This window comes from Echinicola arenosa, assembly GCF_014841125.1.
GTDB classification, from domain to species: domain Bacteria; phylum Bacteroidota; class Bacteroidia; order Cytophagales; family Cyclobacteriaceae; genus Echinicola; species Echinicola arenosa.
On sequence record NZ_JACYTQ010000002.1, the window covers coordinates 419,139 to 433,574 of the forward strand.

Below are 14,436 nucleotides of genomic sequence, written 5' to 3' on the forward strand. Positions count from 1 at the left end.
GCAAGAGGTTTTAGCGTATGTCAGAAGAAAAAATGATGCGATTAGGCCAGGTAGCCAGAAAGCTCAATGTGGGGATTTCCTCAATTGTTGAGTCTATGGCCAAGAAAGGCTTTGATGTAGAGAGCAACCCTAACTCCAAGATCAGCCAAGATCAGTTTAACATGTTGGCTAAGGAGTTTAAGTCCTCTGCACAGGAAAAGGAGGAAGCGTCCCACCTTTCCATTGGTAAACGTCACAATGAAAACTTTACCATCAAAGCAGAATCTGAATCTGTGCCTGAAGAAGCAAAAAAAGAAGAACCAAACCAGCCAGTAGCGCCTGCTCCTAAGCAAGAAGAGAAGCAGCAACCTGCACCTGTAGAAACTCCTAAAAAGGAAGAGGGTAGCAAAGTTACTTCCGAAGCAGAGAAGCTTCCTGGCATTAAGGTATTGGGTAAAATTGACCTAAGTGGTCAAAACAAGGGCAAAAAAGAAGAGCCCAAAAAAGAAGAAAAACCAAAAGCTGCCCAGGAAACTCCTAAGCCAGCCGAAAAACCTGCAGAAGCTCCTAAAGCTGAAAAGCCAGTAGAAGCTCCTCCTGCAGTAGAAAAACATCAGGAAAAGACTCCTGAAAAACCAAAAGAAACACCTAAGGCTGAGAAGTCTGAGCAAAAAGAAGACGCTAAAACTACCCCTAAAGCTGAACCTGGGAAGGCTCAGACCTCTGACGCATCAAAAGTACAAAAGCCGCAAGCTGAGAAGCCCGCAGCAACTCCTTCTAACAAACCAGAAGAAAAAACCTCTCCATCAGAAACTCCTAAGACGGAAGTCAAAAAGGAAAATTCTGATTCAGTAATTTCTGCTAAAGCTGACGCGCTAAAAGGCCTAACTGTACTAGGGAAAATAGAACTCCCTAAAGATAAGCCGAAGAAAAAAGCAAAACCTGTAGCCTCCTCAGATGAGCGAGGAAAAGATAAAAAGAAACGCCCACGTAAGCGAATCGATAAGCCAGGAACAGGTGGTCCTGGAGCAGGTCAAGGCAATCGACCTGGTGGTAATGCAGGTGGCCCTCAGGGCAACCGAAACCAACAGGGAGGCGGTAATCGAAACCAACAAGGTGGACGTAAAAGACCTGGAGGCAACCAACAAAAAGGAGGCGGCAACCGATTCCAAAAAGTGGAGCCTACCCAAAAGGAAATCCAAGACCAAATCAAACAAACCCTTGCCCGTCTTCAAGGCGGTGGCAAGTCTGGAGGAGGTAAGAGCAAGAGCAGAAGAGACAAGCGTTCTGAAAGAACCAAAGATCACAATGTAGAAGGACAGGAAGAAAGCAAAGTACTAAAAGTAACTGAGTTTATCTCTGCAAATGACTTGGCTTCTTTATTGGATGTTTCTGTAAACGAGATCATCTCAGTTTGCATGTCATTGGGTATGTTTGTCTCCATCAACCAACGACTGGATGCCGAAGCAATCACCATTATCGCAGATGAATTTGGCTATGAAGTGGAGTTTACCAAAACAGATGAAGAAGAGAGTGAAGTCGAAGAAGTTGATAGCCCAGAAGATTTGGAACCAAGAGCTCCTATCGTTACCATCATGGGACACGTCGATCATGGTAAAACTTCCTTGCTGGATTACATCAGAAGCTCTAAAGTAACCAGTGGTGAAGCAGGTGGTATTACCCAGCACATTGGTGCTTATGATGTTAAAACCGACAATGGCGAAAAAATCGCTTTCTTGGATACTCCTGGTCACGAAGCTTTTACAGCCATGAGAGCCCGTGGTGCGAAAATCACGGACGTGGCCATCATCGTAATCGCGGCTGATGACAGCATCATGCCTCAGACGAAAGAAGCCATCAACCACGCTCAGGTGGCTGGTGTACCGATGATATTTGCTATCAACAAAGTAGATAAGCCAAATGCCAACCCGAACAAAATCAAAGAGGAATTGGCTAACATGAACCTATTGGTGGAAGAATGGGGCGGTAAATACCAGTCTCAAGAAATCTCTGCCAAGACAGGTCAAGGAATAGATGAATTGCTCGAAAAAGTATTGCTAGAAGCCGAAATCCTTGAACTTACTGCCAATCCAAACAGAAATGCAGTAGGTACCGTGGTTGAAGCCTCTTTGGATAAAGGACGTGGATATGTATCCACTGTGATGGTCCAAGCAGGTACTTTGAAAATTGGTGATATCATGCTGGCCGGCCAACACTACGGTAGGGTAAAAGCGATGTTTGACCATACTGGCAAAAAAGTGAAGGAAGCTGAGCCATCTACTCCAGTCCAAGTATTGGGCTTGAGCGGAGCTCCTCAGGCAGGTGACATCTTGAAAGTATACGACACTGAACGTGAAGCCAGGGAAATCGCTAACTCTAGAGAGCAGATCAATAGAGAACAAAGTATGCGTACCAAGAAACATATTACTTTGGACGAAATTGGTAGACGTTTGGCTATCGGAAGCTTTAAAGAACTTAACATCATTATCAAAGGTGATGTGGATGGTTCTGTGGAAGCCTTGTCTGATTCCTTACTGAAACTTTCCAAGGATGAGGTAAGTGTCAATATTATCCACAAAGGTGTTGGTCAGATTTCTGAATCTGACGTCCTTCTTGCTTCTGCATCGGACGCCATTATCCTTGGATTCCAGGTGAGACCTTCTACCAGTGCCAAGAAGTTGGCAGAGCAGGAAGAAATCGAAATCAGACATTACTCTATCATCTACGATGCCATTAACCAAATCAAGGATGCCATCGAGGGTATGCTAGAGCCTGAATTCGAAGAGGTGATTACTGGTAACATCCAGGTAAGGGAAGTCTTCAAGATTTCTAAAGTAGGAACCGTTGCAGGGTGTTATGTAACCGATGGATATGTAACCAGAAAGAATAAAATCAGAATTATCCGTGATGGTATCGTTATTCATGATGGAGAAATTGATCAGTTGAAGCGTTTCAAAGATGATGTAGCAGAAGTGAAAGCAGGTTATGAATGTGGTATTTCCATCAAAGGATATAATGACATCAAACTGGAAGACACTATCGAAGGATACGAAATGCGTGAAATCAAAAGAAAAAAATAATTCAACTAAATACACACGCTTAAAGTCAAAAGGACAGTTTTCTAACTGTCCTTTTTCTTTTTCATTTCCAAAACATTATTTAGCCTAACACAATAAAATTCAATCATGGGTATTGCTCTCGTATTGCTATTAAAAACCCTTTGTTACGCCTCCATTATCAGTATTCTGGCGGGTTTTATCAGACCTGTTTATGTACTTTGGTTTATGGACAGGTGTAACCGGTTAAGAGTTCTTCAAGTGTATGGAACATTGGCAGTATTCTTTTTCATACTGTATGAAGTCCTTAGTCACTTCTTGCTTTAATAAATATACCTTAAGGGATGAGTCTCTTCAACTCTTCTTCATGAATCCTAAAATCATTATCCCCAAACAACACAAAATAAATCTTTCTGATCGATTTTAATTCAGGCAGAATTGCCATGATTGATGAAAAAGCGACTTTTGCTGCTTCCTCCACAGGGTAACCAAAGATCCCAGTTGAGATGGCCGGAAAAGCAATAGAAGTCATTTGATAATCATCCGCCAGCTTCAACGCTTCCCGATAGCAATTACCAAGAATTTTTGCTTCAGGTTTATCCTTCCCATAGACGGGGCCAAGGCAATGAATTATATATTTGTTGGGTAGTCGAAATGCTTCTGTGATCACCGCCTCTCCTGGTTGTATGGGGCCAAGTGGAATGGCAGCTCGCTCGAGGTCTGGTCCTGCAGCTCTGTGAATCGCCCCTGCCACACCTCCGCCAGTCCTAAGCTGCGCATTGGCGGCATTGACAATCACATCAACATCGGATTGTTTGGTAATATCCCCTTGCCGATTGATCAGTTCAATATGATTGATTAACCTAGCCATCAAAAAACTTTCTGATTATCCGCTATGATGCCAGTAACCATAAATCCTTTGCTCAAGTGTCGGAAGCCTGTCAAACTGCCAAATAGAACTGAAGCCTGAAGCAATGGATACTTTAATCAAAAGGATCGCTTCGATTCGTTTTAATCTTTACTGGTAAAATTGCGGATATACATAAAGAACTTTAAACTCAACTAAGTTAACCTAAAAAAGAAGCATAATCAACCACCAGGCTAGCCCACTCGCTTACACTTATAAACCTTTGGTGAATCATCCAAGGTGGTCACTGCAAAAAGATATTCATCTCCTCCGTCCTGAAGTTTATATTTTTTTTTGATCATATCCGGCTTCAAGGGATGGTTCCTAACCAAAACATTTACTTTTCCAGATGGAAATGTCTTTTTGATCTGCTTTTTGTCAAGTTTTTGCTCTTCTAGAATTTCAAATACCCTTCCTTGAACTGGAGCAATCAACTGATCAGAGGTGTAGACATGAGTATTAGGATGCAATTTCTTCAATCCGTATTGTTGGGAAAAGGATTTAAAAGCTCCGGCTTTTAAAATAGCAGCAGAGGGAAGTACCAAATACTTCTCAGGGAAACCAAAAGTTGCCTGAGCAAGTGTTTCTTCCTCGTATGAAAACTCAAAAAATTCATCGAATTCTTCTGATAGGTTCCAGCAGCTTACCTTTGGCGAACCTACTTCAGCGTCTCTCTCCCAAATCAATAAAATCTCTTTTACCTCATTCTTGACACCGACGACATGAAGATGACTGACTGCTGGTATTTCGCGTAAAGCTTCTTTGATGTCCAACATGGGCGAAGCCTTTACCATAATATGCCTAGCCTTCCTAGCCATCATCTTCCAGTGACTGATTATATCTGGCTCACAATCCGCTAACTTATATAACTTCTGATTATGTCCTCCTCTTCTGGCCGGATCCACAAAAATCCAATCAAAAGCGCTTTCCGTTTCCCTCAAATATTCGATCGAATCACCGGACCGGACTTCATATTTACCTCTAATTTCACTAAGCTGGGAAAAATTCATGGCAGCAATTTCAGCCAATTTCGCCTGTCGCTCCAGATAAAGTACCTTATCGAAATGAGCCCCTAAAAAAAAAGTATCTACCCCAAAACCACCAGTTAAATCTACTAGGCTGCCCCCCTTTGCCAATCGGCTTTTAAATTTTGCTGTCAATTCAGAGGAACATTGTTCCAAGGAGATCGATGGGGGAAAAATAACATTATGATTGGCCACCCAAGAAGGCAACTTCACCTGAGCTTTCTTTCGGGCCGAAATTTGTTGGACGGCTTCCTTGACATCCAAGGAAGTATTTTGATGGTGCTTTAAAAGCAATTGTGCAGGATCTTCATGGAGATGATCCTGCACAAATTGAAACAATAATGGAGTATATATTTTGGAAGCTTCCAAATTTACACCAAGCTATGCTCTACTAGGTACTCAGCAATTTGAACTGCATTGGTAGCAGCTCCTTTTCTAAGGTTATCTGCCACAATCCACATGTTCAAAGTATTTGGCTGAGACTCGTCCCTTCTCAATCTACCCACAAAAACCTCATCGCGCTTGTGCGCATTCATTGGCATTGGGTAGACATTATTGGCTACATCATCCTCCACAATTACACCAGGTGTAGCTGACAATAGTTGCTTCACTTCAGCGATATCGAAATCTTCTTTGAATTCCACATTTACTGATTCTGAGTGACCTCCCATTACAGGAATCCTAACGGTAGTAGCCGTCACCTGAATGGATTGATCATCAAAAATCTTTTTGGTCTCATTGATCATCTTCATTTCCTCTTTGGTGTATCCATTCTCTTGGAATACATCAATATGAGGCAAGACATTTAAGTCAATTTTATGAGGGTATGCTTTCTCTCCGTCTTTTCCTTCCCGTTCATCCATCAACTGGTTTACCGCTTTTAAGCCACTTCCTGTAACCGATTGGTAAGTGGATACAACCACTCTCTTAATCCCATATCGCTCACGTAATGGCGCCAAAGCCAAAACCATTTGGATGGTCGAACAGTTTGGATTCGCTATGATCCTGTCATCAATCTTCAGAGATTTAGCGTTGATCTCAGGAACAACCAGTTTTTTGGTAGGGTCCATTCTCCAAGCAGAAGAATTGTCCACTACAATAGTACCTGCCTCAGCAAATTTCGGTGCCCATTCTTTGGACGTCTCTCCACCTGCAGAGAAAATGGCTACATCTGGCTTTTCAGCCACTGCCTGTGCCAGGCCTATCACTGTGTATTCCTTATCCTTGAAAGTAATCTTCTTTCCCGCAGACCTTTCACTGGCCACTAAAAGCAATTCATCAAAAGGGAAATTGTGCTCCGCTAGCACCTCAAGAATCTCTGAGCCAACTAAACCAGTCGCTCCTACAACAGCTAATTTCATCGTTGAAAACTTTCTATTAATTGATTTTTATAGTATTTTAAATTTTTCAGCTTGGTTTTTTTGAAAGATGGCTCCTATTAATAACGGAGTTAGAAATTTCATGGATTCAATTTTTATCTGCTGCCTATTTTGGATTGGCTGATGTTTATTTAGTCTCCCCAATTTAGCAGCCCAAAATTTTTAGGTATGAAATCTTACTGTTTTAATTCACCTACTTCTTTTTTTATTTGCTTTGGAATGCTACTTTTTGCATCCTTCCAAATCTCAAAAAAAGTAGAATCATCGCCCTTCTATTTTTCAAACCAGAGGCCTTCAAATTTTAGTGCCGCAAGTTACGGAAAATCATCCACTAACGGAGTAGAAAATCTTAAAATATCTACCGAACCCGAAAGATTAGATAAAAATTTGAATAAAAGACCGTTAGAGGAAACACCAAACAACCTGATTCACCACACAAATACTTCAATCCCAATCCTCTTTGGATTTACTAATAGCCAATTGAAAACCCAAAATTCAAGGATAGAATCAAAGGGTCAATTCAATTCACCTCCCATCAATCCAGATACAATCCCTGCCAAAATCGTCCATGTTAATCGCAGAAGTAAAAACTCCATCATGGTTACCTTTGATAAACCACTTGATCCTGTTTTTTCAGTTATCCCAAATTTTTATGACATTGATGGCAGGGCACCAATTGAAGTGACTTGGGCCAATTCATCCTTTCAAGTGATTCTGAACTTTGAATATCCAATTGACTCCCTGAATTGTACCCTAAAAGTAAGTGGAGTATTGGACTCAAATGGGAATAAAATTGTTCGCGAAAGCTTCTCCTTTAAAACAAACCGCAAAGCCAACGTTGCCCAAAAAGAGCTGGTCATCAATGAAGTCATGGCTGCACCAAAAAATGGAAACCCACTTCCCTATGCTGAATACATTGAGATCTACAATACGAGTGACCGAACTATTGCGCTTGGAGGCTTTCATTTAAAGAACTCCAGTCGATCAGCTGTGTTTCCAGTTTCTACTGTTTCCCCAGGGGAATATGCTATCATCGTTGATGAGGATGATGCTTCAGCATTTAGTGCCTTCGGAAAAGTGATTGGCCTAAGTACTTGGCCTAGGTTTGTCAACAGTAGCGATCAGGTCATCTTATGCGACCCAAACGACCAAATCATAGACCAATTAAGTTATAATCAGCAAAGCTATGGCAGCTCAGATAAAGCTAATAATGGCTACAGCCTAGAAGTAGTAAATCCCTTTTCCTCATGTAATCAGTCCCTACTTTTAAAAGCTTCAGAAGACCCTTCAAAAGGAACTCCAGGAAGAGAAAACTCCATATTTGACAATACTCCAGACATGGTCGCTCCTCGCCTTCTAAAAGCATTGGCATCAGACCCCTCAACAATTATATTACAATTCAACGAGAGCTTGAATACGGACCTTTCCAATGTTACTTGGGGATTCAATAAGACAGTTGAACTTACTGAAGCATTTGTTTCTCCAGAGAATAGCACTGAAATCATTTTGAAGTTAAAAAACAATTTATCTGAAAAAACAGCCTATCAAATTACCGTAACAGACCTTTATGACTGCGCTGGCAATTCAATTGATCTATCTTTCAATACCGCCAATTTCCAGATTCCTTCGGAAGCAGAAATAGGAGAGATCCTCTTAAATGAAATACTCTTCAACCCCAGAAGCGGAACACCTAAGTTTGTGGAGATTTATAACCACTCCTCAAAATACATTGACTTAGCCAATTGGAAACTTGCCAATGTCTCCCAAGACGCGATTGATAATAGAAAAATTATAGAAGAAAAAACCTTGATTATTGCACCATTTGACTACTTGGTGGTCACAACGGATATCAATCTTCTTCATCAAGAATATCCCAAGGGTGTTGTCTCTAAATGGATTGAAATCAATAATTTGCCCAGTTATCCCATTGCTGAAGGGAGTGTTGTTCTATTAAACCCTGAAGAAAGCCTCCAAGAACGTTTCGACTATTCAGATAAATTTCATCATGAATTGATCCAAAATACAAAAGGAGTTTCTTTGGAGCGCTTCACTCCTGAACATGAAACCAATGAGCCTAAAAACTGGCATTCTGCAGCAAGCACTGAAGGTTTTGCAACACCTGGCTATAAGAATTCACAAAGCCTGGAGCTGAACGATTTAAATCAAGAAATTCAAATTAGCCCTAAAGTCTTCCTACCTGATGCAACGGGCGAACAACCTTTTACAACTATAAGCTATAAAATGACAGAACCAGGTTACTTTGGCTCCATTAAAATCTACGGCACAGATGGACAGCTTATCAAAACCATCTGCCAAAATGAAAGCTGGGGAATTGTTGGTTTTTACACTTGGAGTGGTACCAACGAAGCAGGTATTAAAGTCAGACCAGGATATTATATTGCTTTGGTAGAAATGGTTCACCTAAACGGCCAAGTGTCAACAATCAAAGAAACAATCATAGTTGGAAGTAAATTACAGTAAACCATTTTTAAGAAAACAAGTGACCTCTCCAAGAACCAACGAGGTCACTTCCTTTACAAACCTTCATCCTCATCATTATAGATAAAAGTATTTGCCTTACCTTTCTCTTTAATATACCCTCTATACATCCCCGCGGAATTAAAAGGCATGCTAATATTGGCATCTTTATCGATAGATATAACACCTCCGCTTCCTTCCATTTTCACCAACTGATCCATGACCACTTCTTTAGCAGCTTGATCCAGAGATTTACCAGCATATCGCATGATTGAGGCAATCTCATGACCAACGACATTCCTGATGAAAAATTCTCCATGGCCAGTTGCCGAAACAGCACAAGTCGCATTATCCGCATAAGTACCTGCCCCAATTACAGGAACATCCCCCACTCTGCCATAGCGTTTATTGGTCATGCCACCAGTGGATGTAGCAGCAGCCACATTCCCCTCCGAGTCAACAGCCACTGCACCTACTGTCCCATACTTTCTATCGTTAAAATAAGGATCTTCCCATTCCATCTCACGAAGTGAGGAATGATCCAACTGCTGCTGTTCTGACTCAATGATTTTCATCAATTGTTCGTACCTTTTTTCCTCTCTAAAATAACTGGGATCAACTATTTCCAACCCTTGCTCTTCGGCAAATTGCTCAGCCCCTTTACCCACCATAAAAACATGAGGACTGTTTTGCATCACTTCAAATGCAGCAGTAATTGGATTCTTGACAGTGGTTATACCCGCAACAGCACCTGCATTTCTCGTTTTCCCATCCATTATCGCCGCATCCATTTCATTTCGAGCATCATGGGTAAAAACAGCCCCCTTGCCCGCATTGAAAAGTGGACTATCCTCCATCACCTTGATAGCAGCTATTACAGCATCTACTGACTTACCTCCCTTTTCCAAGACCGCGTATCCATGGTTCAAAGCCTCAGCCAGTTTTTCCCGATAAGCCTGTTCTCTTTCCGGGGTCATATTTTCTCTTTTGATAGTTCCTGCTCCTCCATGTATTACCAAGGCAATGGGCTGCTCTTGACTAACAACTACATTTTGATCTTCTAATTCCTCATTCTCCTCTTTAGTACCAGAACAAGACAAAAGGAATACAAAAAGCAATACAAACAAACTACCTGTTTTCGTTCTAAGCATATAATATATTTAAACCATTCAATGGACAATTAACGTATTAAATTAGTAAAGATATTTATATATATCCTTAGCTTTACGAAACACATTTAATTCTGTTGGTGATATTTTTGATTTTAAAAATGACGCCTTATTTTAGGGGACTTTTTGAAAGTCAAAAATTTATTTAGCCATCGACACTTAACACCTAATACTATGAGTCAAGAAGAGAAAACATCATATTCCAGAGAAGAACTAAAAGAGTTCGAGGAATTGATCAACAACAAGCTAAGCGTGGCCCGTGAAGAACTTCTCTCTTTAAAAGAGACACTTAGCAAAAAAAATGACAGTGGAACAGACTTCACCGCTTCCACTTCGAAACTATTGGAAGATGGAGCTGATACACTTGAAAGAGAAAGCCTGAGCCAATTGGCAGCCAGACAGCAAAAATTCATCATCAACTTGGAAAATGCTTTAATTAGAATTAAAAATGGCACATACGGTGTATGCGTTGATACGGGTAAGCTAATTGCCAAAGAAAGACTAAAAGCAGTACCTCATACCATGCATTCCATTGAAGCTAAATTAGCTAAAAAGTAACTATTGGAATTTTTACACAGACATATTGAAGCTTTGATATTCTGTTCACCTTCTCCGTTGGGCATTGGCGAGATCCAAAAGTGCCTGACGGAGATGTTTGAAACCGATGTCCCCAAAGAGCATGTTGAAGCGGCCATTAATGACTTGATCCAAAAGTATCAGCATGATGATTTTTCCTTCGCATTGGAACACCTTGGTGATGGCTACCAGTTTTTAACAAAGCCTGCCTATCAAACCAGTATATCTATTTTGCTCAAGCAGCAATCCACCAAAAGGCTCTCTACAGCCCAAATGGAGACCTTATCCATTATTGCTTACAAGCAACCTGTAACAAAATCTGAGGTAGAGCAAATACGGGGTGTTAATTGCGATTATTCCATCCAGAAGTTATTGGAAAAAGAACTCGTCACCATCAAAGGAAAATCCGACAGCATTGGCAGACCTCTCCTTTATGGCACTAGTGAAAAATTCATGGAGTATTTTGGCATCAATAGCCTCAGGGACCTTCCCCAGCCTAAAGATTTTTCAGAAGAAGAGAACCAAATCGGAAAAGAGCAGGATTAAACCTGTAGCCCTTGAAAATAAATATTTCTATTCTTTATCATTTATCCGTAAAGAAGTCCGTATCTTTGCACCCTAATTTCAGGAATCACAATTGATTCAATATTAAGGGATTACATTGACAAAACCTTATACAGCAGAGATGCTGCAACACTATGAAAAATCAAAACAGAAACAATCAAGACGGCAACAGAGGCAAAGGAAGACCATCAAATTCTTCCAAAAAAACCGGCCGAAAGCCATATGGCGATAACCAAAGGCCTTCTTCAAAGTCCCGTAGAGGTAAATTTGAAGGATACTCTTCTTCTGAAAGAAAAGAAAACAAATCTGCTGGAGACTTCTCTCCTTTGAAGAAATATAGCAAAGACAAACCATCCTTCCAAAGACCTGAAAATCAAGACAGCTCCAAAGAAAAAGGCGCTTTAAAGACGGTTTACAAGGGAAGAGGCAAAGATCAAAGGCCTGTTTTTGGAACAGAAAGAGTTGATGAAGAAAGAAATTTCCAAAAGTCAAGAAAGTTCAAAAACAACAGATTCATTAAAAACAACAGGGATTTCCAAGAAGAAAAACCTGAATACAACCTAAAAAAAGTAGAACGCAAATTATCCAAATCTTCCAGTTCCGAGATCAGGTTAAATAAATACATTGCCAACTCCGGCATCTGCTCTAGAAGAGATGCCGACAAGCTTATAGAAAAAGGTGAAATCAAGGTCAATGGTGAAGTAATCACCGAACTTGGTCACCGTGTATCCCTAACAGACAAGGTGGTATACAAGGGAAAAACAATCAACCCTGAGAAACCAGTATATGTTCTTTTGAACAAACCCAAGGACTTTATCACTACTACGGATGACCCCATGAACCGCAAAACAGTGATGCATTTGGTGCAGTCCGCATGCGATGAAAGGATTTTCCCAGTAGGTAGGTTGGACAGAAATACCACCGGATTACTTCTCTTCACGAATGATGGAGAATTGGCCTCCAAGCTTTCTCACCCCTCTGAGAAAATCAAAAAGATCTATCAAGTCACCCTTGATAAGCCTATCGGGAAAAGTGAAGTAGAGGCCATTTTGGAAGGACTCACCCTTGAAGACGGCTTAGTTGAGGTTGATGATCTTCAAGTTTTATCTAAAGACAGGACCATCTTGGGAATTGAAATCCACGTAGGGAAAAACCGAATTGTAAGAAGAATCTTTGCTCACTTAGGATTCGAAGTAGTCGCCCTTGACAGGGTTACCTATGCTGGGTTAACTAAAAAAGACCTTTCAAGGGGGCAGTGGAGATTCCTGACTGAAAAAGAAGTAATCAACTTGAAGTACTTCAAATAATATATTTCTCAAACAAACATATTGTTAAGTGCCTAGACTAAGTTTAGGCACTTTTTTTATACTTCAAATTACAATGACATTTTTTTGTAGTTCTATTACATAAGTTCCTTGAGGTGCATTTAAATATCGAATCCTTCAATTCACAAACAACACTTATTGATATAGAAAACAACTATAAACCAATCTTAACTCTAAAAATTGAATTAATTAGTTATTTTATAATACTAAATAGATATTTCTTTAGCAAAACAATCCCCATTAACTTCAATTCAGAACAATTCGTATGTTCTGTTATTCAATTTACGGGGAAGCCGAAAACCATTTTTCATTAAGAGTAGGCATTACTTCAAAATCACAATACCATGGATTTACTTTCATTTTTATTGGAATTGTTACTTTCCCTTTTAGGCGGGCTGTAATTTCAAACCACTAATCGCTCGACCAATCCTTATCGGTCGAAAACGTACTAAAAGCTGCTTTCTAAAACAAAGTGGCTTTTTTTTGCTTTCAAACATTTTTTTTTGATTTTCAAAAAAGAAAAACCTACGCTCTAGACAGGCACAAAAGTTGTTCAATAGATACTAATTCAAAACCTAGGAAATCATGGAAAAGTTTGATGCAATAATCATTGGAGCAGGTCAATCTGGTATGCCCTTGGCCAAAAAAATCAGCCAAAAAGGGCTTTCTGTAGCACTTATAGAGAAAAGAGCAATCGGAGGCACCTGTATCAATGATGGTTGTTCTCCCACCAAAACCATGGTTCACTCCGCCAAAGTAGCACACTTAGTTTCCCGAGCAGAAGATTTTGGAATACGAATCGAGAACTATAAAGTAAGTCAAAAAGGCATCAAAAGCAGGAAAAACCATATTGTGGAACAGTTTAGAGGAGGAGCTGAAAAAGGGCTCAAAAAGTCGGAAAACATCAAAATTATAATGGGGAATGCCCAATTTAAAGACAATCACGTTTTGAGCATCAATACAAATGAGGAGGAATTTGAAATTTATGGGAGTAAAATCTTTATCAACACCGGATCAGAACCCAGAATTCCAGAAATAAAAGGGCTCATCAACTCCCCCTTCCTCACCAGCTCAAGTATAATGGATCTAAATGAAACCCCAGAGCATCTGATCATTTTAGGAGGCGGCTATATTGGACTTGAATTTGCGCAGATGTTTAGTCGTTTTGGCAGCGAAGTGACCATTATAGACAAATCTGAAAGATTGGTTCCCAAAGAAGACAAAGATGTCTGCGAAGAGATCTGCGCTATATTTAACGAAGAAGGCATTTCCACGATATTCAACGCTGGAGTTACTGAAGTTACATTTCACGACAACTCATTTACACTGTCTTATAAAAATTCAGAAAAAGAAGAAAAATTGAGCGGTACTCACCTGTTGATTGCAACTGGAAGAATTCCATCCACGAAAAATCTAGGGCTGGAAAATGCCGGTATAAAAATAACTTCATCAGGACACGTCAAGGTAAATAACTATTTCGAAACCAACATATCCAACGTTTATGCCCTGGGAGATGTAGCAGGAAGTCCTCCCTTTACCCACATCGCCTATCATGATGCATACTTGGCTTTCCAGCATATTTATGAAAAAACTAGTCATTCAAAAGAAGACCGACTGGTACCCTATTGCATCTTCATCGATCCTCAATTGGGCCGAATAGGACTCAATGAAGCAGAAGCGATTGAAAAAGGAATCAAATATAAAACAGGAAAATTCCTAATGAAGCATGCTGGCAGAGCCTTAGAAGTAGATGAAACCAAAGGCTTTTTTAAGGTTTTGGTAGACCCAGAAACAAAACAAATCATTGGCGCCACCATTTTAAGTGTGGATGGTGGAGAAATCCTGGCAGTTTTACAAATGGCTATGCTTGGCCATATTACTTATGACACCATTGCTACATTACCCATTGCCCACCCAACCTTATCAGAAAGCTTAAACAACCTTATGATGCAAATAAAAAAATAAAGCCACTGTTCAA

The 14,436-nt window shown here is 40.2% G+C and carries 10 protein-coding genes; 6 read left to right on the plus strand and 4 right to left on the minus strand.

Going from position 1 to position 14,436, the window contains the following annotated elements; all coding sequences use genetic code 11:
* Positions 1 to 17 precede the first annotated feature (17 nt).
* Entirely contained in the window at positions 18 to 3,059 is a 3,042-nt protein-coding gene (infB, locus tag IFO69_RS06580; protein ID WP_192009276.1) for a translation initiation factor IF-2, read from the plus strand.
* A 313-nt stretch (positions 3,060 to 3,372) separates the two neighbouring features.
* On the opposite strand, the gene IFO69_RS06585 is transcribed toward infB, so the two are convergent.
* The 3 genes from IFO69_RS06585 to IFO69_RS06595 all read right to left on the minus strand — a co-directional run bounded on the left by IFO69_RS06585 (position 3,373) and on the right by IFO69_RS06595 (position 6,328).
* Positions 3,373 to 3,906, minus strand: coding sequence for a macro domain-containing protein (locus IFO69_RS06585; protein ID WP_192009277.1), 534 nt, complete (start codon positions 3,904 to 3,906; stop codon positions 3,373 to 3,375).
* A 230-nt stretch (positions 3,907 to 4,136) separates the two neighbouring features.
* Positions 4,137 to 5,336 carry a class I SAM-dependent methyltransferase gene (locus tag IFO69_RS06590; RefSeq protein ID WP_192009278.1) on the minus strand — a complete coding sequence of 400 codons (1,200 nt, stop codon included), beginning with the start codon at positions 5,334 to 5,336 and terminating at the stop codon, positions 4,137 to 4,139.
* 2 nt (positions 5,337 to 5,338) lie between these two features.
* Positions 5,339 to 6,328 (minus strand): aspartate-semialdehyde dehydrogenase, encoded by a 990-nt coding sequence (locus tag IFO69_RS06595; RefSeq protein WP_192009279.1) that lies wholly within the window; start codon positions 6,326 to 6,328, stop codon positions 5,339 to 5,341.
* A gap of 405 nt (positions 6,329 to 6,733) precedes the next feature.
* Between IFO69_RS06595 and IFO69_RS06600 the strand changes: the two genes are divergently transcribed.
* Complete coding sequence (locus tag IFO69_RS06600; protein WP_192009280.1) at positions 6,734 to 8,827, plus strand: lamin tail domain-containing protein; 2,094 nt, start codon at positions 6,734 to 6,736, stop codon at positions 8,825 to 8,827.
* Between the two features lie 53 nt (positions 8,828 to 8,880).
* Here IFO69_RS06600 and IFO69_RS06605 read toward each other — a convergent pair whose 3' ends face one another.
* A complete protein-coding gene (locus IFO69_RS06605; RefSeq protein ID WP_192009281.1) occupies positions 8,881 to 9,975 on the minus strand; it encodes an isoaspartyl peptidase/L-asparaginase family protein in 1,095 nt (364 codons plus the stop codon).
* A 192-nt stretch (positions 9,976 to 10,167) separates the two neighbouring features.
* Here IFO69_RS06605 and IFO69_RS06610 point away from each other — a divergent pair, with 192 nt between their 5' ends.
* From IFO69_RS06610 to lpdA, 4 genes are all read left to right on the plus strand, one after another.
* The gene (locus tag IFO69_RS06610; RefSeq protein ID WP_192009282.1) at positions 10,168 to 10,551 is read left to right on the plus strand and encodes a TraR/DksA family transcriptional regulator; all 384 of its coding nucleotides are present in this window, start codon (positions 10,168 to 10,170) and stop codon (positions 10,549 to 10,551) included.
* A gap of 3 nt (positions 10,552 to 10,554) precedes the next feature.
* Positions 10,555 to 11,115 carry an SMC-Scp complex subunit ScpB gene (gene scpB / locus IFO69_RS06615; protein ID WP_192009283.1) on the plus strand — a complete coding sequence of 187 codons (561 nt, stop codon included), beginning with the start codon at positions 10,555 to 10,557 and terminating at the stop codon, positions 11,113 to 11,115.
* Between the two features lie 152 nt (positions 11,116 to 11,267).
* Positions 11,268 to 12,440 carry a pseudouridine synthase gene (locus IFO69_RS06620; RefSeq protein WP_192009284.1) on the plus strand — a complete coding sequence of 391 codons (1,173 nt, stop codon included), beginning with the start codon at positions 11,268 to 11,270 and terminating at the stop codon, positions 12,438 to 12,440.
* A 603-nt stretch (positions 12,441 to 13,043) separates the two neighbouring features.
* A complete protein-coding gene (gene lpdA / locus IFO69_RS06625; RefSeq protein ID WP_192009285.1) occupies positions 13,044 to 14,423 on the plus strand; it encodes a dihydrolipoyl dehydrogenase in 1,380 nt (459 codons plus the stop codon).
* Positions 14,424 to 14,436 lie beyond the last annotated feature (13 nt).

Bases quoted from the DNA above. Each gene is read 5' to 3' on its own strand.
- infB (WP_192009276.1), top strand. From the start codon at position 18: ATGTCAGAAGAAAAAATGATGCGATTAGGCCAGGTAGCCAGAAAGCTC.
- IFO69_RS06585 (WP_192009277.1), bottom strand. From the start codon at position 3,906: ATGGCTAGGTTAATCAATCATATTGAACTGATCAATCGGCAAGGGGAT.
- IFO69_RS06595 (WP_192009279.1), bottom strand. From the start codon at position 6,328: ATGAAATTAGCTGTTGTAGGAGCGACTGGTTTAGTTGGCTCAGAGATT.
- IFO69_RS06605 (WP_192009281.1), bottom strand. From the start codon at position 9,975: ATGCTTAGAACGAAAACAGGTAGTTTGTTTGTATTGCTTTTTGTATTC.
- IFO69_RS06610 (WP_192009282.1), top strand. From the start codon at position 10,168: ATGAGTCAAGAAGAGAAAACATCATATTCCAGAGAAGAACTAAAAGAG.
- IFO69_RS06620 (WP_192009284.1), top strand. From the start codon at position 11,268: ATGAAAAATCAAAACAGAAACAATCAAGACGGCAACAGAGGCAAAGGA.
- lpdA (WP_192009285.1), top strand. From the start codon at position 13,044: ATGGAAAAGTTTGATGCAATAATCATTGGAGCAGGTCAATCTGGTATG.